The sequence below is a fragment of the Qipengyuania aquimaris genome, assembly GCF_020171965.1.
Classification (GTDB): domain Bacteria; phylum Pseudomonadota; class Alphaproteobacteria; order Sphingomonadales; family Sphingomonadaceae; genus Qipengyuania; species Qipengyuania aquimaris_A.
In genome coordinates, this window is the sequence record NZ_JAIUZK010000001.1 from 1,137,884 (window position 1) to 1,162,466 (window position 24,583).

A 24,583-nucleotide genomic window follows, 5' to 3' on the forward strand; every position below is an offset into this window, starting at 1 on the left:
CGCTCACTCGCCTTAGCCTGCGCATGCTAAACACAGCGCCACGCTAGGGTCGTGCGCCAGCCGCTTTTCCGCGATTTCATTGCCGCAGGCGGTGCACCAGCCCCATTCGCCTTGGTCCATTCGTTTGAGGGCGGCTGCGATCCGGGCGCGTTCGGCAACCCGTCGGCGCGCAGTCGCCTGCGCCATCGCCTGCTGCTGCATCGCATCCATCCGGCTCAGCCGGCCCACGCTGTCCTGTTGCAGTTCGACCGTTTCGCGCGAATCCGCATTGGCCGCGTCCTGCGCGTCCAGCGCCTCGCGGCGTGCGATCAGCTTCTTGCGGGCCTCGGCCTCGGTCATTTCCTACTCCCTCCTTGCAGCGTAAGCGCTGGGACCAGGTCTTTCAAATCGTCGATCCGGGCGGAAGCCTGCCGCCTGACTGTCAACCGGGCTTTCGGACATTTTCTCGTTGAATTTCAGGAGCTAAGGCACTGGATCGCCGGGCGACACAGTGTCAACTTCGTCACCCGCCAAGCCGCCAGTCTACCGCCCCGCGCCCATGCTCCTCGAGGAAGGCATTCGCGCGGCTGAAGGGATTCGAGCCGAAGAACCCGCGATAAGCGGACAGCGGACTTGGGTGCGGGCTGGTGATGACGTGATGCGGCCCCGCCTTCAGCGCGCCGACGCGCTTGGCCTTGGCCTGCGCATGGCTGCCCCACAGGATGAAGACCGACGGCTCGTCGCGCGCGGCGACTGCCGCCACGCAGGCATCGGTCACCGCGTCCCAGCCGCGTCCGGCATGGCTTCCCGCCTGCCCTGCCTCGACCGTCAGCGTATTATTGAGCAGCAGCACGCCCTGCCGCGCCCACGGCGTCAGGTCGCCATGGCCCGGCGGTGCGATGCCGCAATCGGCCTCCAGTTCCTTGTAGATATTGGCAAGGCTGGGCGGGACCTTCACGCCTTCGGGTACGGAGAAGCTGAGGCCCATCGCCTGTCCCGGTCCGTGATAGGGATCCTGCCCGAGGATCACGACTTTCACGGCATCCAGCGGGGTGAGTTCGAGCGCCTTCAACCGGCTGCCGCGCGGCGGGTAGACGGTCTTGCCGGCATCCTCTTCCGCCCGCAGCCAGCCGCCGAGACGGCGCGCCTCCTCGCTCCCCAGCACAGGGCCGAGGACCGGCTTCCAGCTGTCGGGCACGTTCTCGCTCATGGCCGGCACTCTGGCCCCGCTTCTGTTGGCAGACCAGTGGCCCCTTCCCTACAATCCCCAATCGGCCTAAGGCGCGGGGCATGGCAGTTCACTTTCACGAAGAAGACCTCCCCGAAGGCGTGCTCGCAGATGGCCCGGTGGCCGTCGATACGGAGACCATGGGGCTCATCACCATCCGCGACCGGTTGTGTGTCGTCCAGATCAGCGACGGCAAGGGCGACGAGCACCTCGTCCGCTTCGGCCCGGACAGCACGTATGATGCGCCGAACCTGAAGGCGGTGCTGGCGGACCCGGAACGCCTCAAGCTGTTCCACTTCGCGCGCTTCGACCTCGCCGCGATCGAATACTATCTCGGGGTCACCGCAGCGCCGTGTTACTGCACCAAGATCGCCAGCAAGCTGGTGCGCACCTACACCGATCGCCACGGCCTTAAAAACCTGGTCGAGGAACTGCTCGGCGAAAACATTTCCAAGGCGCAGCAGAGCAGCGACTGGGGCGGGCCCGTCCTCAACGATGCGCAGCGCGAATACGCCGCCAGCGACGTGCGCTTCCTCCACCGGATGCGCGACGAACTGAACAAGCGCCTCGAACGCGAAGGCCGGATGGAACTGGCACAGGCCTGTTTCGATTTCCTTCCTGCACGCGCCCATCTCGACATTCTCGGATGGGCCGATCACGACATCTTCAGCCACGCGTAAGGGCAAGGCAGGCAGCAGGACCCCATGATACGTCGCCGCAAGCGCAGGATCGAAACGCAGGAAGCGCAGCAACTCCGCTCGCGCCGCCAGCATTTCGCTGCGCCCGGCGGTAGTCACGACAAACTGGTCCACTTCCTCGCCCGCGCCCTGCCGATGGGCGTCGGCGTCCTCGCAGCGCTGATGGTCATCACCCCGCTCAGCCCGCGCGGCGAGATCAGCTTCCTGCTCGACCGCAACGAAGTTGCCGTGATCCAGGAACGCCTTCGCGTCGACAATGCGCTGTATCGCGGCACCGATGCCCAGGGGCGCCCGTTCTCGCTGACGGCAGATGAAGCTGTCCAGCGCTCGAGCGCGGAAGGGATCGTGCGGATGCGCGATATCGTCGCCCGCCTGCTGATGACGGAAGGCCCTGCGCGGATCAGCGCGGAAGGCGGCCAGTACGATATCGATGCCGAGCGGATCGATGTGACCGGCACCATGCGCATGGAGGCCGCCGACGGCTACCGCATGCGCGCCAGCGGCGTCTCGGTCGAACTCGACACCAAGACGGTGACCGGCGCGGGCGGCGTCGAAGGCGCAGTGCCTGCCGGCACATTCAGCGCCAATCGCCTCGATGCCGATCTTGCGGCAAGGACTGTAACCCTATCGGGCGAAGCGCGCTTGCGCATGGAACCCGGAAAGCTGAGAATGCCATGATAAAGCAGCACCTGCCCGCCATGACTAAATCGCTCCTCGCCGGATTCGCGCTTACTTGCGCGGCGCTGGGCGGGATGCAGCTAAACGCGCAGGCCATCGCCAGCCACAATTCTAATGCGCCGGTGTCCTTCGATGCCGGGCGGATCGAATTGCAGGACCGGCAGAACCGCGTGGTCCTTTCGGGCGCAGTGCGCATCACGCAAGCCGGCCTGACGCTTAACGCAGCGCGCACCGTCGTCGATTACAGCGACGCCGGAACGCTGGAGATCCAGCGCATCCTGGCCACCGGCGGCGTGACCGTGTCGCGCGGCAATGAACGCGCGAGCGGGGATACGGCGGTCTATGATTTCAACCGCCGGATCATCACCATGGCCGGCAATGTCAGCCTCAATCGCGGGACCGACCGCCTGAACGGCGGACGTCTGGTGATCGACCTGGCGAGCGGGGTGTCGAGCGTCGATGGCCGGGCCAGCGGGTCTTCCTCGGTGACGGCCGACACCCAGCAATCGGGCGGCCGCGTCACGGGCACCTTCTCCGTCCCGCAAGACTGATGCGCCGCGCCCTGCTGGCGCTGACAGGGCATCGCTCCGGCGAAATCGGAACGCTGACCGAAAGGCAGTGGCGCTCGCTCGACCGGCTTGCGGCAGGCCATCGCTTGCAGCCGCATTTGCACGGCAAGCTGGTTCGCAGGGAAATAGAGGCGGAGGTGCCCGCCTTCATCGCGCAAGGCTGGCAGGAAGCGCACCGCTTCAACGCGCTCGACCAGCTCGTGCAAAGGCGGGCGCTGGCGCAAGTCGCAGAGACGTTGGGCGAACACGGCATCGCGGCCGTCGCGCTCAAGGGGGCTGCGCTCGCGTGGAGCGTGTGGCCCTCACCTGCAGAGCGGGTCATGCGCGATATCGATGTGCTGGTCCCGCAAGCTCGGGCGACGCAGGCCTATCGGGCGCTTCGCGACGCGGGATGGCAGGCACCGCAGGCGAGCGGCGAATTGCTGGACCGCATGGCCCGAGAGGAAACGCACTTGCCCCCGCTGTTCTCGCCGGACGGGGTGATGTGCGAAGTGCACGCCCACGCCTGGGCCAGCGCGCCGCTGGCGAGTGTGGCGATGCCGCCGTGCGATGACAGCGGTATCCTGGCGCGAGCGCTGCGGGACCAGGTGCTCGGCATGCTCGTGCCTGCAGACGAGGACATGCTCGTCCACCTGGTGGTCCACTGCGCAATGTCCCACCTGTTCAATGTCGGGCCGCTCGGACTGTTAGATATCGACTATTTCTTTGCCGAACGGAAGATCGACTGGCCTGCGTTCTGGCGGCGCGCGCAACGTGAGAGATTCGCTCGCCCGGCAGCCTTGGTCTTTGCCCTGATAGACCGGTGGGTGCGCCCCGGCTTTCAAGAGAACGCCAGCTGTCCGATCCGCGCCGGCGCCGCGCTGCTCGACCGGGTCGAGGACCTTCTCGTTCAGGACCCCGCTGCGCGGAAGGACATCAACGCGATTGCGGGGCTGGCAAGCGGAGAACGAGGTACGCGGCTGAAAGCGGCACCGCTCGACCAGGCGGAAGGCTCGACAGGATTCCGGCGGCTCGGGCGCCTCGCAACTCGCGGCGCATCACTGGCAGGCACGCTGGTGAACAGGCAGAGCAGGAACGACGGGCTCGCGACGGCCGAACTGGCCCGCTGGCTGTCCTCAGACTAGCGCCGCGCGGCGAGCCGGGCGAGGTTCGTGAGGCCCTGGGCCAAAAGCAGTTCCGCCGCCTGGCTATTCGACAACAGGTCGCGGTGCAGCTTGGTCAGGCCGTTGGTCAGGCGGTCGAGCTTGGGCCCGCGCCAGCGATTGACCTGGTCGGCAATGTCGCGCTCTTCCTTCCAGAAGATGCCGAGCCGGGCCTTCTGGCCCTTGTCGAGATCCTGGTAGCGGCGATTGCCGAGCGCAGCCGAAATGCGGGCGAGTTGTGCGGCGCGGCGCTCGATGGCGAGCAAGGTGCCGACCGGATTGAGGCCGACCTGCTTCATCCGCGCGATCTCGCCGCCCACCTTGCCGGTCTGGCCGCCGAGTACCGCATTGACGAGGCTGGCGAAGCCGTCCTCCTCGCTGGCCGCGCCGATGGCATCGAGATGCTCCATCGTGCCCGGCCGCGGCGATTGCGCGGTGGCATCGAGATAGGTCGCCAGCTTGGTGACCTCGCTCTGCGCAAGCCTGACGTCGAGATTGGCACCGCGGGCAATCCGTTCGGCCACCGCCTGGTCGAGGCGCACGCCTGCAGCATCGCCCATCGCCCGCACGGACTGCGTCACCGATCGCAAATCGGGCGGATAGAACATCGCGACGACCGCATCCTTGCGCTTCTCGAGCAGCTTCGCCGTGCGCGATTTATCGGTCGCTGAAGTTGCGACGACGATCACCGGGCAAGCTTCGCCCGCGCCCATCTCGCCCGTCTTGATCAGCGTTTCGAGCGCGGCATGCGCTTCGTCCCCGGCGACCCGGGACCAGATATGCCGCGTGTCTCCGAAGAGGGAGGAAGAGCGCGCCTCGTCGCCCAGTCTGGCGGGATCGGCGCGAAGCTCCGCGCCGGGTATCTCTACCCGCTCTCCGGCATCGGGCAGGGCTGCAACAAGCTCACGCGCAGCAGCGCTGGCACCCGCTTCATCCTGGCCGCAGAAGAAGAAGATGGAGCAATCCTTCGCGAGGCCCTGCAGCTTCGCAGCGAATTCGTTGCCCCTGACCTTCACGCCCTGCTCGCCCTCACTGCTCGCGCAGCGTCAGCGCCACGCGGGTCACGATCCTGTCCGCGATTTCACGGGCGAGGTTTTCCAGCGCCGTCTGCTCTGCCGCGATGGTGGCGTATTCGCTGGACACGACATCGATCCCGGCATCGGCGCCTTCCGTGGCATCGAGCAGGATTTCGCCGGTCGACGCATCCACCAGCTGATAGCGGGCACGCAGGGTCCGACGCTCCCGACTGACGGTATCGTCGGCGAGGATTCCGAGCGCTTCGAGATTGTCGTCGAGACGAACGTCGAGACGGTATTGCGGTGCTGCATTGCCCGCCGCACCGAGCCTGTCATTCAGCTCGCCGCGAACCAGCCAACCGGCCCGTCCCGCGATCGGCGGAACGTCCACGGCCGCCAGTCCCTGCGCGACCGCCCCGCTGCCACCGCCTGCATACATGGGCGACAGATTGCAGGCAGCGAGCGCGAAGCAGGCGAGAAGGCTGAAGACGAAACGCATCACGTAACGATATTCACCAATCTGTCGGGCACGACAATGACCTTGCGCACTTCTGCACCGTCGAGCGAGCGCTGGACCTTTTCGGATGCCAGCGCCATCGCTTCGAGGTCTTCCTTCGAGGCCCCCTTCGGCGCGGTGAGCGTATCGCGCAGCTTGCCCTTGTGCTGGACGGCGATGGTCACCTCGTCTTCGACCAGCAATGCCGGATCGACTTCGGGCCACGCAGCGTCTGCCACCATTCCGCTCTCGCCGAGACCGGCCCATGCCTCTTCCGCCAGGTGCGGCATCATCGGCGCGACCAGCTGCACGAGGGTGCGGATCGCGTGGCTGCGGCTTGCCGAGGGAGCGGCTTTCTCGACCGCTCCGGTCAGCTCGTAAATGCGGGCCACGGCCTTGTTGAAACCGAGCGCCTCGATGTCTTCGGCAATGGCGGCAATGGTCTGGTGCGTCTTGCGGGCAAGCGCCTTGTCCTCGCCTTCGGCACCTGCGTCATAGGCAGCGAACAGGCGCCACAAGCGATGGACGAAGCGGCTGCAACCTTCGATCCCCGCTTCGGACCACGGCAGGTCGCGTTCGGGGGGACTGTCGGACAACATGAACCAGCGCACCGCATCGGCACCGTAAGTGTCGATGATCGTGTCGGGGTCGACGACGTTCTTCTTCGACTTCGACATCTTGATGACGCGGCCGATCTCGACTTCGCCACCATCCTTGAGCAATAGCGCACGCTCGGCTTCGCGGCTGATCTCGTCGGGCGCGTAATAGACCGTCTTGCCGCCGGTCTTGCGGCTGTAGGTTTCGTGCGTGACCATGCCTTGCGTGAAGAGCGAGGCGAACGGCTCCTTCACCTCGATCTGACCCATATGCGCCAGCGCGCGGGTCCAGAAGCGGGCGTAGAGCAGGTGCAGGATCGCGTGCTCGATGCCGCCGATATACTGTTCGACCGGCAGCCACTTCGCGACTTCCTCGGGGTCAAACGGCCTGTCGTCGGGCTGGCTCGCGAAGCGCAGGAAATACCAGGAGCTGTCGACGAAAGTGTCGAGCGTGTCGGTCTCCCGCTCCGCCTTGCCGCCGCACTTGGGGCAGTCGACATGCTTCCATGTCGCGTGGCGCAGCAGCGGATTGCCGGGCGTCTGGAAATCGACGTCCTCCGGCAGCGTGATCGGCAGGCTGTCCTTGGGCGCAGGCACCACGCCGCAGCTCTCGCAGTGGATGAAGGGAATGGGGGTGCCCCAGTAGCGCTGGCGCGAAACGCCCCAGTCGCGCAGGCGCCACACGGTCTTACCGGATCCGCGGCCCTGCTCTTCAATGCGACGGATGATTTCGCGCTTGGCTGTCTCCACATCCATTCCGTCGAGGAAGTCCGAATTTACGATCACGCCGTCGCCCGCCTCGGCCTCGCCGTCGAAACCCTTGCCCGCCTCTTCGACGCTCGCAGCGACGACGCGCGGGATCGGCAGGCCGTACTTGGTGGCGAATTCGAAGTCGCGCTGGTCGTGGCCCGGCACAGCCATGATGGCGCCGGTGCCGTAATCCATCAGCACGAAATTCGCGATGTAGACCGGCAGGTCCGCGCCGGTGAACGGATGCTTGGCGGTGATGCCCGTGTCGAAACCCAGCTTCTCGGCGGTTTCGAGTTCGGCAGCGGTGGTGCCGCCCTTTTTGCACTCGGCGATGAAGGCACGCGCCTCGTCACTATCGATAGCTTGCGCGACCGGATGGTCCGCTGCGACCGCAACGAAGCTCGCCCCGAAGATCGTGTCGGGACGTGTCGTGTAGACCGGCAGTTTCTCGCCGTTCGACAGGTCGAAGCTGAATTCGAGCCCCTTGGACTTGCCGATCCAGTTTTCCTGCATCAGCCGGACCTTGTCGGGCCAGTTCTCGAGGCTGCCGAGCCCTTCGAGCAGCTCCTCGGCGAAGTCGGTGATCTTGAGGAACCACTGGTTGAGCTTGCGCTTCTCGACCTCCGCGCCGCTGCGCCAGCCCTTGCCGTCGATCACCTGCTCGTTGGCGAGCACGGTCATGTCGACCGGGTCCCAGTTGACCTCGCTTTCCTTGCGATAGACGAGGCCCGCTTCGTACAGGTCGATGAAGAGCGCCTGCTCGTGGCCGTAGTAATCGGGCTCGCAGGTTGCCAGTTCGCGGCTCCAGTCGAGCGCGAAGCCGAGGCGCTTCAGCTGCGCCTTCATGTGTTCGATATTGTCGCGGGTCCAGCCGCCCGGATGCACGCCCTTTTCCATCGCGGCGTTTTCCGCCGGCATGCCGAAGGCGTCCCAGCCCATCGGGTGGAGGACTTCGTGCCCGGTTGCCTTCTTGTAGCGCGCCAGCACGTCGCCCATCGTGTAATTGCGCACGTGGCCGATATGGATGCGCCCCGAAGGATAGGGGAACATCTCGAGCACGTAGCTCTTGGGCTTGTCGGAATTGCTATCCGCGCGGAAGGTCTGCGCGTCTTCCCACGCTGCTTGCCAGCGCGGGTCGGCGGACGAAGGATTGAAACGGGTATCGCTCATGCCCGAAGCCCTTAGGCAATTCGGGCGCAAATGGAACCCGTCAGAATCAGTTGGCGATTGCCTGGCGGCGCAATTCGCGCGCCTTGGTGAGAATGATGTCTTCCAGCTTCTGGACCGTGGCCGCCTGGACCGGGGCATCGACCCAGCCACCCGACTGGGCGACCTGGCGGCTGGCCGCGACGCGCAGGGCATCGGCACGCAGGTCGCGGTCGAGGATGGTCACGGTCATCTTGACCCGCTCGCCCGGATTGTTGGGATTCGCATACCAGTCGGTAACGATCACGCCGCCGCTGCTGTCGGCCTGGAGCAGCGGTGCAAAGCTGACCGCTTCGAGCGAAGCGCGCCAGAGATAGGAGTTCACGCCGATGGTCGAGACTTGCGCAGCGGCGAGGTCGGCGCGGGGACGTTCACCCTTGCTGCAAGCGCCCAGCGCCAGTGTGGCGACCGCAAGGCCGGCAATGGCAGCAGTACGACGGATGGAGCGGGTGAAAGTCATGAACGATCCTTGGGTCAAAAGTGTTAGTCCGGCTCTATAGTGCCTGCTCGCGCTCGGGCAAGCGCCAGCTTGGCCGCATAGACGTCGCAGGCGCGTGAATACCGTCTGAATTGAATGGTATTTGTGGAGGCTATGCAACACTCCGGCATCATGTCGGGACGCCCTTGTGGAAAAGCTGGCCTTGGCCATATGCGAGGCGTAGTCTCTTTCATCCGACCCGAGTCGCATTACGTCGATATCGCGTTCGGGAACAGTTAAGCGGGCCTCGTCTTTAATGACTGGCACACCCGCAATGGAGAGGACATTCGGCCTGATGGGCACGCAACGGAACAGCAAAGGCAAGGATCGGCTCGCGCCGGTCGTGCTGGCGGCTGCCGTTTGCGCACTCGCCATTCCCGGTGCCGGCCTCGCAGTCGTATCGAGCGCACCCGAAGCCGCGCCCGAAACTATGGAATTCCTGCCGTTCACGCCTGCAGGTGTCGATCCGGAACTGGCGGCTCGCGTTGCTGCAGTGATCGGTGAAGACGCGCTGCGGTTCACCCCGGCCACCAAGCCCCGCCTGTCGAGCCAGCGCACCGTGAATTTCGCGGTCCGGGTGGACAAGGATATCGCGGCATCCATTTCCGGCCGGGCGCCGGGTGACAAGATCGCCAGCGCCAACCCGATCGAAAGCGTGCTGCCGGTTACGCCGACCCGCTACAATCTCGGTGTCGCACGCGGTTACCAGAGCTTTGCGCAGCCGACCCGTTCGGCAGCAGCCGTACCGACGGGTATTCGCGATATCGCGATGCCCGACCTGTCGTCCTACCGTGACGGCGAACGCAACGAGCCCAGCCGCTTCCAGTCGCGGATCGAGATCGGTCAGAAGGGCCGTGCCGGTTCCTCGCCGCTCACCATCGAGGGTGCCGGTTCGCAGCAGGTCGACCTCGGCGGCTCCTATAGCCTGAGCCGCAACCTCGACGTGACTGCCGGCGTTCGCCTCAAGCAGGAACGCGATCGTCTCGCCCCGCTTACCAATGGCGTGGAAGACGACCAGGCCGTCTACGTCGGCACGCAGATCCGCTTCTAGGCGGACGAACACTTCCATTTTCCAACGAATACGATTGTCGGCCTTCCCTGAAGGTCTGATTGCCTTTGCGCCGTGATGTATCCATGCCTAGGAATAGGCAAAACGCTACGGAATGCTTGGGAGAATCACTATGGGACGAGTTGCAATCGTAACCGGCGGTACGCGCGGAATCGGTCGGGCTATTTGCGAGAGACTGCGCGACGAACGTGATTGTACTGTCATTGCCAATTACGCCGGCAATGACGAGGCGGCCCGCAAGTTCACCGAAGAAACCGGCATTCCCACGGTAAAATTCGACGTCGGCGATTTCGACGCAGTGCAGGAAGCCTGCGAAAAAGTAGCGGAAGAGCATGGCCCCATCGACATCGTCGTCAACAATGCCGGGATCACGCGCGACGGCACGCTCCTGAAGATGAGCTATGACGATTGGGACGCCGTGATGCGCACCAATCTGGGCGGCTGCTTCAACATGGCCAAGGCCGCCTTTCCCGGCATGAAAGAGCGCGGCTGGGGCCGGATCGTCAACATCGGTTCCATCAATGGACAAGCCGGACAATATGGCCAGGTAAACTACGCCGCCGCCAAGAGCGGGATCCACGGCTTCACCAAGGCACTCGCCCAGGAAGGTGCGCGCTTCGGCATCACGGTCAATGCGATTGCGCCCGGCTATATCGATACCGACATGGTCGCAGCCGTGCCCGAGCCTGTGCTCGAAAAGATCGTTGCCAAGATTCCGGTCGGCCGTCTCGGAAAGGCCAGCGAAATCGCCCGCGGGGTGAGCTTCCTGTGCTCCGAACATGCCGAGTTCGTCACCGGCTCGACCATGAGCATCAACGGCGGTCAGCACATGTATTGATGAGGAATCGCAACCTCTGACGAGGTTTTCCCAATTACGCGTGCCTGAAATGACGCGGCGGCTTACCTTGTTCAGGTAAGCGACGCTTATTCTCGAGCCGGTCCGACATATCAATTGATGATGCGCGCCGGCGCGAAGCAGTTTAGGTCGGGTGCATGACGACCCCTTACCATCCGCCGAAGAAATACTCGGTCCGCATCGAGGGGCATCGCACTTCGGTGAGCCTGGAGCCTATATTCTGGGACCTCCTGCGCCGGGCAGCCGCGAGACGCGGCCTGGCCGTCAATACGCTGGTGGCAGGTATCGATGCCGAACGCATCAGGAGCGACACGCCGCCGGGCCTCGCCGGAGCTATCCGCGTGTGGCTCGCAACTCACGAAATGACCGAGCGCACGCAAAAGGGCGACGGACCGTGGTCCGCCGCCCCTGGTAACGATCAGCAGGACTGATCAGTATTTCGCGGTCGCGTCGCTGGCCGGATAGGTTTCGTCGAGCGCTTCGTCGGTCGAACTCATCGTATCGCCCTTCGTAGCAGTCGCTTCCGAGCCGGCATTGCGGAATGCGCCTTCCGGCTGACCGTCCGCAAATGCGACGCCGTTGCTGTCGCGTTGGTTCTTCTCGTAGTATTTGTACCCGGCATAGCCGAGTGCACCGAGTGCTGCGAGCTTGAGGATCATAATGCTTCCCTTTCGAAAATGATTTCACCCGATAAACGGATGAAAACGCCGAAAGGTCCGCAACCCCATCCTCAATCGTCGCCGACCCGTTCGATATCCGCGCCGACCAGCTGAAGCTTTTCCTCCAGGCGTTCGTAACCGCGGTCGAGGTGGTAGAGGCGCCGCACCGTTGTCTCGCCTTTCGCGGCCAGGCCCGCGATCACCAGGCTCATCGAAGCGCGAAGGTCCGTGGCCATCACTTCGGCACCGGTCAATTCTACCGGACCGCGAACGATCGCAGTACGCCCCGTGGTCTCGATATCGGCGCCCATGCGGATGAGCTCGGGAACGTGCATGAAGCGGTTCTCGAAGATCGTTTCCTTGAGCACGCTGGTGCCCTCTGCCTTGCACAGCAGGCTCATCAACTGCGCCTGCATGTCGGTCGCGAGGCCGGGGAATGGCGCGGTCGTCAGATTATGCGCCTTGAGCGGCTGGTTCGCTGCGACCCGCACGCCCTTCTTGTCGGTCTCGATCTCGACACCGATGTTGCGCAAGGCATGGATCGTCGACGCCATGTCATCGGCATCGGCGCCTTCGAGAAATACCTCACCACCGGTGATCGCTGCAGCACAGGCGTAAGACCCCGCCTCGATCCGGTCGGGCATCACGCGATAGGTCGCGCCGTGCAGCTTCTTCACGCCATGGATGGTCAGTTCGGAACTGCCGATACCTTCGATTTCGGCGCCCATGGCGGTGAGCAGATTGCACAGGTCGACGATTTCCGGCTCGCGCGCGGCATTGATCAGCTTGCTGGTGCCATTGCAGAGCACCGCGGTCATCAAGGCATTTTCCGTGGCGCCCACGGACACGACGGGGAAATCGAACTCGCCACCGGGCAGCCCGCCATCCGGAGCGACCGCCTTCACATATCCTTGCGCCAATTCAATCTGCGCGCCGAAAGCCTCGAGAGCCTTGAGGTGGAGATCGATCGGGCGGTTACCGATCGCACAGCCGCCGGGTAGCGACACCGTGGCCTCGCCGGTCCGGGCAAGCAGCGGACCGAGAACGAGGATCGACGCGCGCATCTTGCGAACGAGATCGTAGGGCGCGACCGAACTGGTGATCCGCATGGCTTCGAGCGTGACATTGCGGCCGAATTCCTCGGGACGCTTGCCGGGGATGGTGTGGCTGACGCCGAACTGGGTCATAAGGTGCTGGAACCCGTCGATATCGGCGAGGCGCGGGAGGTTACGCAGCGTCACCGCCTCTTCAGTGAGCAGCGCGCACGGTATCAGCGTAAGCGCCGCGTTCTTGGCGCCGGAAATGGGAATGGTCCCCGAAAGGCGATTACCGCCGCGAATGATAAGTTTGTCCATGGCCCCCTGCCTTAATCCTCTCCGAGGCTGTGGCAAGCGCCATGCGCTCGGTGCCACCCCTTGATCCTGTTCGCTCAACCGTCCAGCGATTGACCTGTTCCGGTCGCCGACCTAACCCCCGCCGCATGACCCAGCACAAACCGATCAAGAAGGCCGTCTTCCCCGTTGCGGGGCTCGGCACTCGATTCCTGCCCGCCACCAAAGCGATACCGAAGGAACTGCTTCCCATCGTCGACCGGCCGCTGATCCAGTACGCCGTTGACGAGGCCCGCGAGGCCGGGATCGAGCAGATCATCTTCGTAACCGGCCGCGGCAAGACCGCGATCGTCGAGCATTTCGACGTCGCATACGAACTCGAAAGCACGATGGAAGAACGCGGCAAGGACATGAGCGTGCTTGATCCGACGCGCGCGACACCGGGCGACATCATTACCGTGCGCCAGCAGGTGCCGCTGGGACTGGGTCACGCGATCTGGTGCGCGCGTGCAATCGTCGGTGATGATCCCTTCGCGATCCTGCTTCCGGACGAACTCATGGTCGGCGAGCCGGGCTGCATGAAGCAGATGGTCGAAGCCTATAACGAGGTCGGCGGCAACCTGATCTCGGTACTCGAAGTCCCGCAGGACGAGGTGTCGAGCTATGGCGTCATCGCTCCAGGCGCTCAAGTCTCCGATGCGCTGACCGAGGTGACGGGACTGGTCGAAAAGCCGCCGGTTGCAGAAGCGCCGTCGAACAAGATTATCTCCGGACGCTATATCCTTCAGCCCGAGGTGATGCGGACGCTCGAAAACCAGGGCAAAGGCGCGGGCGGCGAAATCCAGCTGACCGATGCCATGGCGCGCATGATCGGCAACCAGCCGTTCCACGCAGTGACCTTCGCCGGCAACCGCTACGATTGCGGAAGCAAGACCGGTTTCGTCGAGGCGACCCTCGCGCTCGCGCTTGATCGCAACGACATGGGACGCGAAGTTCGCGCCATCGCCGAGCGCCTGCTCGCGAAATAGCAAGCGCCCATTTCAAAAGGAAAGGGCCGGTCCGCCGCTGTGGCAGACCGGCCCTTCCTGTTTGAAGCGACCTCGATCAGCAGCCGGTTTCAGCCGCCGTGCAGGCTTCATCACGCGTAGCCTTGAACTCGTCGCCCTCGTTCCAGTTTGGCCAGCTCGTGCTCATGCCGAGCATACGGCCAAGGCGGTAGAAGAGCTGGAGATCGGCCATCACGCCGGACCAGTCCCAGTTCGGATCATATTCGTCCTTGGGCCCGTGGTAACGGTTCTCGCGATAGTCGAGCGCCACTGCCGCGCCCGCTTCCGTGCCGCCGTCGACAAGGTCCTCGCCGCCATCGACATAGAGCATCGGCACGCCGCGCTTGGCGAAGGCGAAGTGATCCGACCGGTAATAATAGCCCGCTTCCGGATTGGGGTTGGGCGTGGACACGCGGCCATCGGCTTCAAGCGCCGCTTCGAGAAACTGGTCGAGTTGCGACTTGCCCGGCCCGACCACCGTTACGTCCTTGCTCGGTCCGGCGATCAGGAAAGCATCCATGTTGATGCCGCCGACCGTCTGGTCGAGCGGGAAGACCGGGTTCGCCGCGTAGTAATCGGCGCCGAGAAGGCCCGATTCCTCTGCCGTAACGGCGAGGAACACCAGCGTGCGGCGTGCAGGTCCGACTTTCGCGTGCGCTTCGGCCAGAGCGACCAGGGCAGCAGTGCCCGTGGCGTTGTCGACCGCGCCATTGCAGATGTCGTCACCGTCGGGCGCTGCGGTACACCGGCCCAGGTGGTCCCAGTGCGCGGTGTGGATGACGTATTCGTCCGGCGCTTCCGTACCGGGAAGGATACCGATCACGTTCTGCGATTCGAAAGTGCGGATGTCGTTCGAAAAGCTGGTCGATGCTTCGAGGCCCAGCGGCACCGCCTTGAAGCCCTCCTTCTTGGCAGCGGCAAACAGCTTGTCGGCATCCTGTCCCGCAGCTTCGAGGATCTGGCGACCCGCTTCGTTCTGGACCCAGCCGTTCATGACAGTGAGCGCGGGCGCATTCTCGCCGCGCTGGGCATAGGCCTGCGGCCCCGACCAGCTGCTTTCGACCACGTTCCAGCCGTACGAGGCAGGCTCCGTGTCGTGGATGATGATCGCGCCGGCAGCGCCCTGGCGGGCAGCTTCTTCATATTTGTAGGTCCAGCGGCCGTAATAGGTCATGGCCTTCCCGTTGAAGGGCCCTTCCAGGCTTTCGGTGCCGAAATCGGGATCGTTGACGAGGATTACGGCGGTCTTGCCGGTCATGTCGACGCCTTCGTAGTCGTTCCAGCCGCGCTCGGGCGCATTGACGCCATAACCCACGAAGACCAGCTCGCTGTCTTCGAGCGTGGTCTGCGCATCTTCGCGATAGGTCACGCCGACCCAGTCACTGCCATATTCGAGCGCGATATCGGTGCCTTCGCCGGAAATCGTCAGCGGCGCGAAGTCCTTGCCGGTAATCTCGACCAGCGGCACTTTCTGCACCCACGAACCGTTGTTGCCCGGCTCCAGCCCGGCCGCTGCGAACCGTTCGGTCAGCAGGGCGACGGTCTTTTCCTCTCCGATCGTGCCGGGCATGCGGCCTTCGAATTCGTCGGAGGACAATTGCTCGGTAATGTCTTTCATCGTCTGCTCGGAAATGTCGGTCGCTGCGATATCCGGGATATCGAGCCCTGCTTTCGCCCCTTCATCGCTGCCGGCGGTACAGGCCGCCAGGAGCAGCGCACCTGCTGCGGTCAGGCTTGTGCGGATCATGGTAATGCACCCTCTCGTTGGTTTGCGTGGCGCGCTTGTTGCAGCACCGGGCAAAGAGGGCAAGCTTGCACCGGGCGCCCAAGGGAGGCAGACCGCGCGCAATGACCGCCGACTGGACCGACGCGCTGCAAAGAGCGCGGGCTCACGCCCCCTACCTGGCGCGCGGGCTGGAACTGTATCCTGCGATCGCCGACCTGCTGGCGCAGGGCGAAGGCGAGGCGGCTCTCGAAGAAGCAAAGAGGATCGCGGCAGGCGTTGATGACGTCGGCCTCGCCCTGCGGCGCGAAAAGCGTGCACTGGCCACCGCACTCGCGATAGGGGACCTCGCCGGATCTTTCGATCTCGACAAGGTCATGCGCGAGCTTTCGTTGTTTGCCGACCGCGCCATGCACCGGGCTATCGAAGCGGCGATCGCGCGCCGGGTCGACGGCGCGCCCAGCGATGGCATGATCGCGCTGGCATTGGGCAAGCACGGTTCGGGGGAACTGAACTACAGCTCCGATATCGATCCGATCCTGCTCTACGATCCCGAAAGCCTGGCACGGCGCGAGCGGGACGAGCCGGGAGAAGCGGCACAGCGCTATGCCCGCGAGATGGTCCGCATGCTGTCTGACGTGACCAGCGAAGGCTATGTTTTCCGGGTCGATCTGCGCCTGCGCCCGGCATCCGAGGTGAGCCCGCTCGCGATCCCCCTCGATGCCGCAATCACGCATTACGAAAGCTCTGCCCTGGCGTGGGAGCGCGCCGCTTTCATTCGCGCACGCTCCTGTGCGGGCGATATTGCGGCAGGCGAGAAATTCCTCGACCAGATCCGTCCTTTCGTCTGGCGCCGCAGCCTCGATTTCGGAGCGATCGACGCGGTACGGCAGCTGACCCGCAGGATCAGGGAGCAGCAGACCGGACCCACCGCTCCTGCGCCGAGCTACAACGTAAAGCTCGGTCGGGGCGGCATTCGCGAGATCGAATTCTTCGCCCAGACGCACCAGCTCATCCATGGCGGGCGCAATCCGGAGCTGCGTGACAAGCGCACGCGCGCCGCGCTCGATGCATTGGCCGATGCCGGACATATCGACAAAGAGGACGCCGCTTCGCTTGGCGCTGCTTACGACGGATTGCGGCAGATCGAACACCGCCTGCAGATGGTGGGAGACCGCCAGACGCACACTCTCCCCGAAGGCGACGCACTCGACAATGTCGCCCGGCTCGACGGTTTTTCCGATGGCGCCGCCTGGATCGAGCATATCGAGTCGCTGACCGCTCCTGTCGCGCAGCGTTATGATGCATTGCTCGCCGAAGACGAGGTCTCCGTGCCAGTCGACAGCCCGCATGTGGAGGCCGCACCTGCCCGGAAGGAACTCGACGCTACACTCGTTGAACGGGTCGCAAGCTGGACCGACGGCCGCTATCCACCCCTGCGCAGCACCGCGGCCCTGTCGGCCTTCGAAGCGATACGTGCACCGCTGCTCGATTCCCTCGCGTCGGCAAAGGAACCGGAACGCGCCGCCGCGCGCTGGGAGAGGCTGCTTTCCAAGCTGTCGAGCGCGATCAACCTTTTCCGCCTGCTTGAGGCGAGGCCCGGCCTGTTCCAGTTGCTAGCCGATTGCCTGACACTGGCCCCGCCACTGGCGGACGCGATCGCCCTTCGCCCCGAACTCGTCGACGCTCTGATCGACCGGACCGCACTCGATTTGCCGGGCGAGCGGGCCGACCTTGCCGCTGAAATGCGGCGCGGTGAACGCGGCGACACCTACGAAGACAAGCTCGACCGCATTCGTATCGTCACCGGAGAAGCACGCTTCGCTCTCGGCGTGCAGGTTATCGAAACGGCGCACGACCCGCTCGATATTGCAGCCGCGCTATCGCGCGTGGCCGAAGCCGCGATCGAGGTTGCGCAGGAAGCCGCAGAAGCGGAGTTCGCAGAACGCCACGGCAGGATCGCCCACAGCGAGCTGGTGGTCCTGGGTCTTGGCCGGCTTGGCGGCGGAATGCTGACGCACGCCTCGGACCTCGACGTCGTCTATCTTTTCACCGGCAGCCACGAGGGCGAATCCGATGGCGAGCGCCCGCTTGGCGCCACACTCTATTATAACCGGCTTGCGCAGCGGGTGAGCGCGGCGCTGTCCGTGCCGACTGCCGAAGGCGCGCTCTACGAGGTCGACACCCGGCTCCGCCCCCAAGGCGCACAGGGACCGCTTGCCGTAAGTCTGGAAAGCTTTCTCAGGTACCAGAAGGAAGACGCCTGGACGTGGGAACACATGGCCCTCACCCGCGCGCGCGCGCTGACGGGAAGCGGTGAGGCACGACGCCAGGTCGACGAGGCCTTGCGCGAAGTCCTGTGCCGCAAGCGCTCCACAGAGACGCTGCTCGAGGACGTCAGGACGATGCGCGCCGACATGGCAACGCACAAACCTGCGCGCGGCCCGCTCGACATCAAGCTGCTGCGCGGCGGGCTCGTCGATCTCGAATTCCTCGTACATTACCTGCAATTGCGCGAGGGCGAGGCACTGACTCCCCGACTGGACGATGCGATCGCCCAGCTTGCCGCGCGCGAACTCATTTCCTCTTCGCTGGGTCAGGCCCACGACTTGATGACGCGGCTGCTGGTGGGTACGCGGCTGCTCGCACCCGACCTGGCGATCCCGGAAAAGCCGCAAAAGGCGATCCTGTCGCGCCTGTGCCGGGTCGAGAAATTCCGCCGCCTGAGAAACGCGCTCGACGAGGCGCGCGAACAGGTGGCAGAGCAATGGAACCGCTTGCTGGAAGAGCAATTGGAGATCGAACGATGACGAGCTTTGAACAGGGCGATGCCTTTCCCGACTTCGAAATGGAGACCCCCGATGGTGGCACGATCACCAAAGGCGACCTCGCCGGCAAGAAGGCCGTGATCTTCTTTTACCCCAAGGACAACACGCCGGGATGCACGACCGAAGCGAAGGATTTCAGCGCCCTGAAGCCGGAGTTCGAGAAGGCCGGGGTGCGCCTGCTTGGCGTCAGCAAGGATAGCGCGAAGAAGCACCAGAATTTCATCGCCAAGCACGACCTGACGGTCGAACTCGCTACCGACGCGGAAGAAGACGGCCTTTCGGATAGGCTCGGGGTATGGGGCGAAAAGAAGAATTACGGGCGCACCTATATGGGCATGATCCGCTCGACCTTCCTCATCGGCGAAGACGGCAAGATCCTGCGGGTCTGGCCAAAGGTCAGGGTCAAGGGGCACGCCGACGAGGTACTCGAAGCCGCGCGCTCCGCGTGACGTCACGACGCCGCAGCGTATCGGGCGCCATCAGGCATGCCCTCCTCACGGGCGACAAGACCGCCAAGGTCTTCGCCGCCCGGCAAGTCGCCCGCGATTGGCGGCTGGGACGACTGGCGTTCGATTTCGACTGCCCGATGCCCGACCGACCGGCCTGGCCGGAAGAACTGGAATTGCTGGCACCGGGCAAGATGCCGCGGCGCTCGCGCGGGGGATCTCTGGCGGGTCGGGTCGCGCTCTGGCACTCGCTGGCCCACATCGAATTCGTCGCGATCGACCTGGCGCTCGACATGGCCGGGCGGTTCGGTGAATCGATGGGCGAGCAGTTCGTCGGCGACTTCCTGTCCGTGGCCGCAGACGAAGCGATGCATTTCGCGCTGATCGAGCGCAAGCTTGCGACCATGGGTTCGCACTATGGCGCGCTGCCGGCGCATGACGGACTGTGGGGCGCCGCGCAGGATACCGCGCATGACGTCACTGCACGACTGGCGATCGTTCCCATGGTGCTCGAGGCGCGCGGCCTCGACGTCACGCCAGCCATGCTGGAGCGCGTACGGTCCCAGGGAGACGAAAGCGGGGCGCGAATCCTCGAACGAATCCTTGACGACGAGATTCGCCACGTCGCTTTCGGGGCCAAGCACTTTCGTGAGCTGTGCATTACGCGCGACGAAAAGCCGCCGGAATCATGGCAGAAATTGGTCGAAATGCATTTTTCAGGGGGGCTGAAGCCGCCATTCAACGACTCGGCGCGTGCGGCAGCCGGTTTATCGCGCGACTTCTACGCAGCTATTGCTTGATTAACCTTTGCAGCCATAACCCATACTCACGAGATGCCGGGGGGTTCCGGCGGTTTTGAAAAAACACGGTCCGAAAGGCATGGGACGCCTGAGGATCGCAAGGACACGATACCGAAAAGGTATCGACAGGACGGGTTAGCAATGATTTCCAAGCGCAGCACGATTGCCGTGACGATGCTTGCCGCAGGCATGAGCATCGCAGCCGCTCCGGCGCACGCGGAAACCAACGCAGCGGCAGCTGCGGTCGGTGCCATCGACGTGTCGAAGGTTACCTCCGACAGCGCCGGCGAAGCGGACGAGCAGTTCACCGAACTCTTCGCACGCTGGGAAGCACCCAACCAGGCTTCGCTCATTACTGCGGGTCCGCAGGTTGCCATTCCTTCGCGTATGCCGCTCGAAGACGCCAAGCTGACGAGCGATTACGGCATGCGCACCCACCCGGTTCTGCGTCGCCGCATGGGCCACAAGGGCGTCGATCTGGCTGCACCGACCGGCACGCCGATCTATGCGACGGCCGACGGCGTCGTCTCCAAGGCGGAACGCTTCTCCAGCTACGGTAAGTTCGTCAGCATCGAACACGGCGCTCGCATCCAGACGCGGTATGCGCACATGTCGCGGATCGCAGTGTCCGACGGCGCCCGCGTCAAGAAGGGCGACCTGATCGGCTATGTCGGCTCGACCGGCCGTTCCACCGGCCCGCACCTCCACTATGAAGTCCGCATCGACGGCGAAGCGGTCAACCCGGTTCCCTATATGGTCGAATCGTCCGCACAGCGCGCTTTCGCGCTCGCGATCGGCGAAGGCGGCCAGGGCGGCGGCGACGAAGACTGAGATTTTATTCGAAAGGCTACGAGCCCTTCGGGTCAGCAGAATGAGGCGTCGGAGCGATCCGGCGCCTTTTTTCTTGCCCGCGCGCGGCAGGTAGGTAGGTTTCTTTGAGCAACCGGACGAGTCCGCCAACAGGACCGACGGCAGTGAGAGAGAGGACCCTATGCACCCCATCACCCATGCGCAGGCGCGCCCAGACCATCCCGCGATCATCATGGCGGGCACCGGCGAGACGGTCACCTACGGGGAGATGGACGCCTACGCCAACCGCTTCGCCCAGTTGCTGCGCGCGCACGGCCTGAAGCGCGGCGACCACGTTGCGATACTGATGGAAAACACCATTGATTACCTGCAGCTGGTCTGGGGTTCGCAGCGCGCTGGGACGATGATGGTGCCGATCTCGACGCGCCTCACCGCACCGGAAATCTGCTACATCCTCAAGGACGCAGGGGCGAAGCTGCTGATCACCTCGCGCTACTTCGGCGACGTGATGGACGACATCCGCGCCGAGTGTCCGGACATGGAAATCCTCGCCAAGGACGGGGAGGGCGAGGAAAATCTTGCGGCTGCGCTGGCGAAGTATCCCGCCGAAGCGATCGCGGATCAGGCTCCGGGGCAGTACATGCTTTATTCCAGCGGCACGACCGGCAGGCCCAAGGGTATCCGCCCCGCGCCGCCCGCCGATGACGATATTCTCGCGGTGAACCCGCTCGTGGGTCTCGCCGTGATGGGTGTCGGCTGGCCGGCGGATGGCAGCATGATCTACCTTTCGCCCGCCCCGCTCTATCACGCGGCACCTCTTGGCTGGTGCACCACGGCGCATCGCCTCGGCGCGACGATCGTGGTGATGGAAAAGTTCGACCCCGAGACCGCTCTCGAAGCGATCGAAAAATACCGCGTTACCGACAGCCAGTGGGTGCCGACCCATTTCGTGCGCATGCTCAAGCTCGATCCCGAAGTGCGCACGCGCTACGACCTCTCCTCCCATGCCCGCGCGATCCACGCGGCTGCCCCGTGCCCCGTTCCGGTGAAGCGCGAGATGATCGAATGGTGGGGGCCCATCGTCATCGAATATTACGCCGGATCGGAAGGCATCGGCATGACGCTGGTGAAGAGCGAGGACTGGCTCACGCACCCCGGCACGGTTGGCAAGCCGATCCACGGGCAGCTGCATGTATGCGGTCCCGATGGAGAAGAAGTGCCCGCAGGGACCGACGGCCTGCTCTATTTCGAAAACGAGAACATTCCGACCTATCACAACGACCCGGAAAAGACCGCCGACGCCATGCATCCGAAGGGGTGGATGACGCTGGGCGATATCGGCCACGTGGATGAGGACGGGTTCCTCTTCCTGACCGACCGCAAGAGCCACATGATCATTTCGGGCGGCGTCAACATTTATCCGCAAGAGATCGAGAACCTGCTCGTCACGCATGACAAGGTCATGGATGCCGCCGTGATCGGCGCGCCCTGCCCCGATTTCGGCGAGAAGGTCGTTGCCGTCGTCCAGCCCATCGACATGGGCGAGGCTGGCGAGACGCTGGAAGCCGAATTGCGCGATTTCCTTGCCCCGCAGCTAGCCAAGATCAAGATGCCCAAGCTGTTCGATTTCCGCGAGCAATTGCCGCGCGAGGCCAATGGCAAACTCTACAAGCGCGAATTACGCGACGAGTACGCGAAGAAGGCGGAGATAGAAACGGAGCAGGCGTGATGGCGAGCACAGCGAAACCCCGGCTCGACCCGCAAACCGCCTACGAGGTCATCTCTCCGGAAAGCTACGCCGGCTGGGACCCGCTACTCGACACCTTCGACCGGCTGCGCAAGGACAGCCCGGTGGCCTGGGTCGAGGACCCCGAAGGCCGCCACCCGCCGTTCTGGCTAGTCAGCCGATATGACGATGTGATGCGCGTCTCGAAGGACAATGCGACCTTCCTCAACAATCCGCAGACGGTTGTTTTCAGCCTCACCGAAGGGATCGAGTTCGCCAAGAACCTGACCGGCGGCAGCCCGCATATGGTCGCCAGCCTCGTCACCTTCGACGCGCCGATCCACATGAAATACCGCAAGCTCACGCAGGAATGGTTCATGCCGAAGAACCTGCGCACCTTGGAGGACGAGATCCGCGAGCTGGCGCACAAGACTGTCGACCGTCTGATCGACGCCGGGCCGGAAGCGGACTTCTGCAAGCTCGTGTCGCAGCCCTATCCGCTGCACGTGGTCATGCAGATCCTCGGCGTGCCCGAAGAGGACGAGCCGCGCATGCTTATGCTCACGCAGCAGATGTTCGGCGGACAGGACGAAGACCTCAACCAGTCCGGCATGAAGGACCTGCCGCCCGAAGCCATCACCCAGCTGGTCGCAGGTGCGGTGAAGGATTTCGAGGCCTATTTCGCAGGCCTCACGGCCGAAAAGCGCGCCAATCCGACCGACGATGTCGCCAGCACCATCGCCAATGCCACGGTCGACGGAGAGCCGCTCAACGACCGCGACATGATGGGCTATTACATCATCGTCGCCGCCGCCGGGCACGACACGACCAGCGCCAGCACCGCAGGCGCCATGCTCGCCCTGGCGCAGGACCCCGAACAATGGGCGAAGGTGAAAGCCGACCGCTCGCTGCTGCCCGGTATCGTCGAGGAGGCGATCCGCTGGACCAGCCCGGTGCAGCATTTCATGCGCACGGCGGCCGAGGACACCGAGCTTGGCGGCCAGCACATCGCCAAGGGCGACTGGCTGATGATCAATTACGTCGCCGCCAATCACGATCCCGCGCAGTTCGAAAACCCTCGCAAGTTCGATGCCAGCCGCAGCCCCAACCGGCACCTCGCTTTCGGGGCCGGGGCGCACCAATGCCTCGGCCTGCACCTCGCCCGGCTGGAAATGCGCATCCTGTTCGAAACCCTGCTCGACCGGGTCGAGAGCGTGGAACTGGCCGGAGAACCGAAGCGCGCGAAATCGACCTTCGTCGGCGGGCTCAAGACCTTGCCGCTTCGGATCGCCGCTGCCTGAGACTTACTGCCGCCGACGGGTGACGAAGGCGACAGTGTGTCACCCTCGTCCAAAAGGTATTTATTCACTAATTACAAGACTGTACGGCCCATCGCGCCGGGTGACACTTTCGCTGCAAATTGTCCTCCAGTGAGCAGCGGGAATGGTGTCCGCATAGCTGCCGATCGCCATGTAGGAAATTGCCGCTTGCGATGCCCCTGGTCGGATGCAGGAGCAGCGCCTGTCGGCCGGGATCGGTCTTTCTTCGCCTGCCCCAAGACCTGGTCACCACAACATTTCACCGGCCGAAGTCGAAAACCCGCAGAACCAAGTCTAACCCGCGCAATTGTGGGGAAAATCGAACTCGGTTCGTCGCATATTTCTACGGTTCATCGCACATTTCTGCTAGGTGAATGACATGGATACAACAGCAGGGGGATCCACTTTCGGCTGAGGCCGGAGGCGGGACTTTCTGCGCATAAGAAAGGGGGGAAACCATGACATTGCTGGAGCCGCACAACATGCCGTTTGCGGCCGCGCTCGTCATCATGCTCATCCTCGCGATCGTCCAGTTGATAGGCGTTGCCGATTTCGGCGATGCCGATCTTGACCTGGACGCAGATGCCGACGGATTGCCGGATGCGGGAATGCTCGACGGGCTGCTCACGCTGCTCGGGATCGGGCGCGTACCGCTGACGATCTGGCTGGCACTGTTCCTCTTCCTGTTCGCAGGGATAGGCCTTTCGATCCAGGAGCTTGCCGCCAGCCTTACCGGCGGTCCGCTCTACAGCTGGCTCGCCGCGCTGATCGCCGGTGTGGCTGCGCTGCCGGTCACGGGCATCTTCGCACGGCCCCTGGGCCGGATCATGCCCAAGGATCACACCACCGCGGTGAGCACGGACAGCCTTGTCGGTCGCCGCGCACGGATCACGGATGGCATCGCCCGCCAGGCATCGCCTGCGCGTGCCCGGGTCAAGGACGTGCACGGCCAGTCGCACTACGTGATGGTCGAGCCGCACGAGGCATCATCCGAACTCCACGCAGGCGACGAGGTCCTCCTCGTGCGCCGCGAGGGCAATCAATTCTATGCGACCGCGCTCGCCGAGCGCCGCCTGTCGCCAACACAAGTCAACTAAGAAGGAGGAGCAATGGACAGTCTATTTGGAACATCAC

At 64.1% G+C, this 24,583-nt stretch carries 24 protein-coding genes; 15 read left to right on the plus strand and 9 right to left on the minus strand.

The window, feature by feature from the left end; all coding sequences use genetic code 11:
• Positions 1-12: 12 nt before the first annotated feature.
• Positions 13-339: a TraR/DksA C4-type zinc finger protein gene (locus tag LCM24_RS05535; RefSeq protein ID WP_224803089.1), complete on the minus strand. Its 327-nt coding sequence runs from the start codon at positions 337-339 to the stop codon at positions 13-15.
• A gap of 163 nt (positions 340-502) precedes the next feature.
• Positions 503-1,189, minus strand: coding sequence for a uracil-DNA glycosylase (locus tag LCM24_RS05540; protein ID WP_224803090.1), 687 nt, complete (start codon positions 1,187-1,189; stop codon positions 503-505).
• Between the two features lie 80 nt (positions 1,190-1,269).
• Here LCM24_RS05540 and LCM24_RS05545 point away from each other — a divergent pair, with 80 nt between their 5' ends.
• From LCM24_RS05545 to LCM24_RS05560, 4 genes are read left to right on the plus strand one after another with little or no spacing between them, the layout of a single operon-like run.
• Positions 1,270-1,887, plus strand: a complete 618-nt coding sequence (locus LCM24_RS05545) for a ribonuclease D (RefSeq protein WP_224803091.1) — start codon at positions 1,270-1,272, stop codon at positions 1,885-1,887.
• A gap of 24 nt (positions 1,888-1,911) precedes the next feature.
• On the plus strand, positions 1,912-2,583 hold the full coding sequence (lptC, locus tag LCM24_RS05550; protein WP_090476817.1) for an LPS export ABC transporter periplasmic protein LptC: 672 nt from the start codon (positions 1,912-1,914) through the stop codon (positions 2,581-2,583).
• A 20-nt stretch (positions 2,584-2,603) separates the two neighbouring features.
• The gene (locus LCM24_RS05555; protein WP_224803092.1) at positions 2,604-3,134 is read left to right on the plus strand and encodes an LptA/OstA family protein; all 531 of its coding nucleotides are present in this window, start codon (positions 2,604-2,606) and stop codon (positions 3,132-3,134) included.
• Positions 3,134-4,276 (plus strand): nucleotidyltransferase family protein, encoded by a 1,143-nt coding sequence (locus LCM24_RS05560; RefSeq protein WP_224803093.1) that lies wholly within the window; start codon positions 3,134-3,136, stop codon positions 4,274-4,276. The genes LCM24_RS05555 and LCM24_RS05560 overlap by 1 nt, the downstream gene beginning before the upstream one ends.
• On the opposite strand, the gene holA is transcribed toward LCM24_RS05560, so the two are convergent.
• The 4 genes from holA to LCM24_RS05580 are packed head-to-tail and all read right to left on the minus strand — an operon-like array spanning position 4,273 to position 8,818.
• A complete protein-coding gene (holA, locus tag LCM24_RS05565) occupies positions 4,273-5,310 on the minus strand; it encodes a DNA polymerase III subunit delta (RefSeq protein ID WP_160595818.1) in 1,038 nt (345 codons plus the stop codon). The genes LCM24_RS05560 and holA overlap by 4 nt on opposite strands.
• 13 nt (positions 5,311-5,323) lie before the next feature.
• A complete protein-coding gene (gene lptE, locus LCM24_RS05570; RefSeq protein WP_224803094.1) occupies positions 5,324-5,809 on the minus strand; it encodes an LPS assembly lipoprotein LptE in 486 nt (161 codons plus the stop codon).
• The gene (leuS, locus tag LCM24_RS05575) at positions 5,809-8,322 is read right to left on the minus strand and encodes a leucine--tRNA ligase (RefSeq protein ID WP_224803095.1); all 2,514 of its coding nucleotides are present in this window, start codon (positions 8,320-8,322) and stop codon (positions 5,809-5,811) included. Before leuS ends, lptE begins: the two co-directional genes overlap by 1 nt.
• 46 nt (positions 8,323-8,368) lie before the next feature.
• The gene (locus LCM24_RS05580; RefSeq protein WP_090476828.1) at positions 8,369-8,818 is read right to left on the minus strand and encodes a DUF3576 domain-containing protein; all 450 of its coding nucleotides are present in this window, start codon (positions 8,816-8,818) and stop codon (positions 8,369-8,371) included.
• 274 nt (positions 8,819-9,092) lie between these two features.
• Here LCM24_RS05580 and LCM24_RS05585 point away from each other — a divergent pair, with 274 nt between their 5' ends.
• From LCM24_RS05585 to LCM24_RS05595, 3 genes are all read left to right on the plus strand, one after another.
• Positions 9,093-9,887, plus strand: coding sequence for a hypothetical protein (locus LCM24_RS05585; RefSeq protein ID WP_224803096.1), 795 nt, complete (start codon positions 9,093-9,095; stop codon positions 9,885-9,887).
• 130 nt (positions 9,888-10,017) lie between these two features.
• Positions 10,018-10,743: an acetoacetyl-CoA reductase gene (gene phbB, locus LCM24_RS05590; RefSeq protein ID WP_224803097.1), complete on the plus strand. Its 726-nt coding sequence runs from the start codon at positions 10,018-10,020 to the stop codon at positions 10,741-10,743.
• A 155-nt stretch (positions 10,744-10,898) separates the two neighbouring features.
• Positions 10,899-11,192 (plus strand): ribbon-helix-helix domain-containing protein, encoded by a 294-nt coding sequence (locus tag LCM24_RS05595; protein WP_224803098.1) that lies wholly within the window; start codon positions 10,899-10,901, stop codon positions 11,190-11,192.
• Here the strand turns inward: LCM24_RS05595 and LCM24_RS05600 are convergent, their stop codons facing one another.
• Entirely contained in the window at positions 11,193-11,420 is a 228-nt protein-coding gene (locus LCM24_RS05600; RefSeq protein WP_177201775.1) for a hypothetical protein, read from the minus strand.
• Between the two features lie 71 nt (positions 11,421-11,491).
• The gene (gene murA, locus LCM24_RS05605) at positions 11,492-12,775 is read right to left on the minus strand and encodes a UDP-N-acetylglucosamine 1-carboxyvinyltransferase (RefSeq protein WP_090476838.1); all 1,284 of its coding nucleotides are present in this window, start codon (positions 12,773-12,775) and stop codon (positions 11,492-11,494) included.
• A 125-nt stretch (positions 12,776-12,900) separates the two neighbouring features.
• Between murA and galU the strand changes: the two genes are divergently transcribed.
• The gene (galU, locus tag LCM24_RS05610) at positions 12,901-13,779 is read left to right on the plus strand and encodes a UTP--glucose-1-phosphate uridylyltransferase GalU (protein ID WP_224803099.1); all 879 of its coding nucleotides are present in this window, start codon (positions 12,901-12,903) and stop codon (positions 13,777-13,779) included.
• Positions 13,780-13,855: 76 nt separating this feature from the next.
• Here galU and LCM24_RS05615 read toward each other — a convergent pair whose 3' ends face one another.
• Positions 13,856-15,544 carry a M28 family metallopeptidase gene (locus LCM24_RS05615; RefSeq protein ID WP_224803100.1) on the minus strand — a complete coding sequence of 563 codons (1,689 nt, stop codon included), beginning with the start codon at positions 15,542-15,544 and terminating at the stop codon, positions 13,856-13,858.
• 101 nt (positions 15,545-15,645) lie between these two features.
• Here LCM24_RS05615 and LCM24_RS05620 point away from each other — a divergent pair, with 101 nt between their 5' ends.
• From LCM24_RS05620 to LCM24_RS05650, 7 genes are all read left to right on the plus strand, one after another.
• The gene (locus LCM24_RS05620; protein ID WP_224803101.1) at positions 15,646-18,330 is read left to right on the plus strand and encodes a bifunctional [glutamine synthetase] adenylyltransferase/[glutamine synthetase]-adenylyl-L-tyrosine phosphorylase; all 2,685 of its coding nucleotides are present in this window, start codon (positions 15,646-15,648) and stop codon (positions 18,328-18,330) included.
• A complete protein-coding gene (locus LCM24_RS05625) occupies positions 18,327-18,797 on the plus strand; it encodes a peroxiredoxin (protein WP_224803102.1) in 471 nt (156 codons plus the stop codon). Before LCM24_RS05620 ends, LCM24_RS05625 begins: the two co-directional genes overlap by 4 nt.
• Positions 18,794-19,594: a ferritin-like domain-containing protein gene (locus LCM24_RS05630; RefSeq protein WP_224803103.1), complete on the plus strand. Its 801-nt coding sequence runs from the start codon at positions 18,794-18,796 to the stop codon at positions 19,592-19,594. The genes LCM24_RS05625 and LCM24_RS05630 overlap by 4 nt, the downstream gene beginning before the upstream one ends.
• Positions 19,595-19,735: 141 nt before the next feature.
• Positions 19,736-20,425: a M23 family metallopeptidase gene (locus LCM24_RS05635; RefSeq protein WP_224803104.1), complete on the plus strand. Its 690-nt coding sequence runs from the start codon at positions 19,736-19,738 to the stop codon at positions 20,423-20,425.
• Positions 20,426-20,585: 160 nt separating this feature from the next.
• Positions 20,586-22,133: an acyl-CoA synthetase gene (locus LCM24_RS05640; RefSeq protein WP_224803105.1), complete on the plus strand. Its 1,548-nt coding sequence runs from the start codon at positions 20,586-20,588 to the stop codon at positions 22,131-22,133.
• On the plus strand, positions 22,133-23,431 hold the full coding sequence (locus tag LCM24_RS05645) for a cytochrome P450 (protein WP_224803106.1): 1,299 nt from the start codon (positions 22,133-22,135) through the stop codon (positions 23,429-23,431). Before LCM24_RS05640 ends, LCM24_RS05645 begins: the two co-directional genes overlap by 1 nt.
• Before the next feature lie 476 nt (positions 23,432-23,907).
• On the plus strand, positions 23,908-24,546 hold the full coding sequence (locus LCM24_RS05650) for a YqiJ family protein (RefSeq protein ID WP_224803107.1): 639 nt from the start codon (positions 23,908-23,910) through the stop codon (positions 24,544-24,546).
• Positions 24,547-24,583: the final 37 nt, after the last annotated feature.

What these genes read in the sequence shown, in the direction of transcription:
- LCM24_RS05535 (WP_224803089.1), bottom strand. Translation starts at nt 339, where the DNA reads ATGACCGAGGCCGAGGCCCGCAAGAAGCTGATCGCACGCCGCGAGGCG.
- LCM24_RS05540 (WP_224803090.1), bottom strand. Translation starts at nt 1,189, where the DNA reads ATGAGCGAGAACGTGCCCGACAGCTGGAAGCCGGTCCTCGGCCCTGTG.
- LCM24_RS05545 (WP_224803091.1), top strand. Translation starts at nt 1,270, where the DNA reads ATGGCAGTTCACTTTCACGAAGAAGACCTCCCCGAAGGCGTGCTCGCA.
- lptC (WP_090476817.1), top strand. Translation starts at nt 1,912, where the DNA reads ATGATACGTCGCCGCAAGCGCAGGATCGAAACGCAGGAAGCGCAGCAA.
- LCM24_RS05555 (WP_224803092.1), top strand. Translation starts at nt 2,604, where the DNA reads ATGACTAAATCGCTCCTCGCCGGATTCGCGCTTACTTGCGCGGCGCTG.
- LCM24_RS05560 (WP_224803093.1), top strand. Translation starts at nt 3,134, where the DNA reads ATGCGCCGCGCCCTGCTGGCGCTGACAGGGCATCGCTCCGGCGAAATC.
- lptE (WP_224803094.1), bottom strand. Translation starts at nt 5,809, where the DNA reads ATGCGTTTCGTCTTCAGCCTTCTCGCCTGCTTCGCGCTCGCTGCCTGC.
- leuS (WP_224803095.1), bottom strand. Translation starts at nt 8,322, where the DNA reads ATGAGCGATACCCGTTTCAATCCTTCGTCCGCCGACCCGCGCTGGCAA.
- LCM24_RS05580 (WP_090476828.1), bottom strand. Translation starts at nt 8,818, where the DNA reads ATGACTTTCACCCGCTCCATCCGTCGTACTGCTGCCATTGCCGGCCTT.
- LCM24_RS05585 (WP_224803096.1), top strand. Translation starts at nt 9,093, where the DNA reads ATGACTGGCACACCCGCAATGGAGAGGACATTCGGCCTGATGGGCACG.
- phbB (WP_224803097.1), top strand. Translation starts at nt 10,018, where the DNA reads ATGGGACGAGTTGCAATCGTAACCGGCGGTACGCGCGGAATCGGTCGG.
- LCM24_RS05595 (WP_224803098.1), top strand. Translation starts at nt 10,899, where the DNA reads ATGACGACCCCTTACCATCCGCCGAAGAAATACTCGGTCCGCATCGAG.
- LCM24_RS05600 (WP_177201775.1), bottom strand. Translation starts at nt 11,420, where the DNA reads ATGATCCTCAAGCTCGCAGCACTCGGTGCACTCGGCTATGCCGGGTAC.
- murA (WP_090476838.1), bottom strand. Translation starts at nt 12,775, where the DNA reads ATGGACAAACTTATCATTCGCGGCGGTAATCGCCTTTCGGGGACCATT.
- galU (WP_224803099.1), top strand. Translation starts at nt 12,901, where the DNA reads ATGACCCAGCACAAACCGATCAAGAAGGCCGTCTTCCCCGTTGCGGGG.
- LCM24_RS05615 (WP_224803100.1), bottom strand. Translation starts at nt 15,544, where the DNA reads ATGATCCGCACAAGCCTGACCGCAGCAGGTGCGCTGCTCCTGGCGGCC.
- LCM24_RS05620 (WP_224803101.1), top strand. Translation starts at nt 15,646, where the DNA reads ATGACCGCCGACTGGACCGACGCGCTGCAAAGAGCGCGGGCTCACGCC.
- LCM24_RS05625 (WP_224803102.1), top strand. Translation starts at nt 18,327, where the DNA reads ATGACGAGCTTTGAACAGGGCGATGCCTTTCCCGACTTCGAAATGGAG.
- LCM24_RS05635 (WP_224803104.1), top strand. Translation starts at nt 19,736, where the DNA reads ATGATTTCCAAGCGCAGCACGATTGCCGTGACGATGCTTGCCGCAGGC.
- LCM24_RS05640 (WP_224803105.1), top strand. Translation starts at nt 20,586, where the DNA reads ATGCACCCCATCACCCATGCGCAGGCGCGCCCAGACCATCCCGCGATC.
- LCM24_RS05645 (WP_224803106.1), top strand. Translation starts at nt 22,133, where the DNA reads ATGGCGAGCACAGCGAAACCCCGGCTCGACCCGCAAACCGCCTACGAG.
- LCM24_RS05650 (WP_224803107.1), top strand. Translation starts at nt 23,908, where the DNA reads ATGACATTGCTGGAGCCGCACAACATGCCGTTTGCGGCCGCGCTCGTC.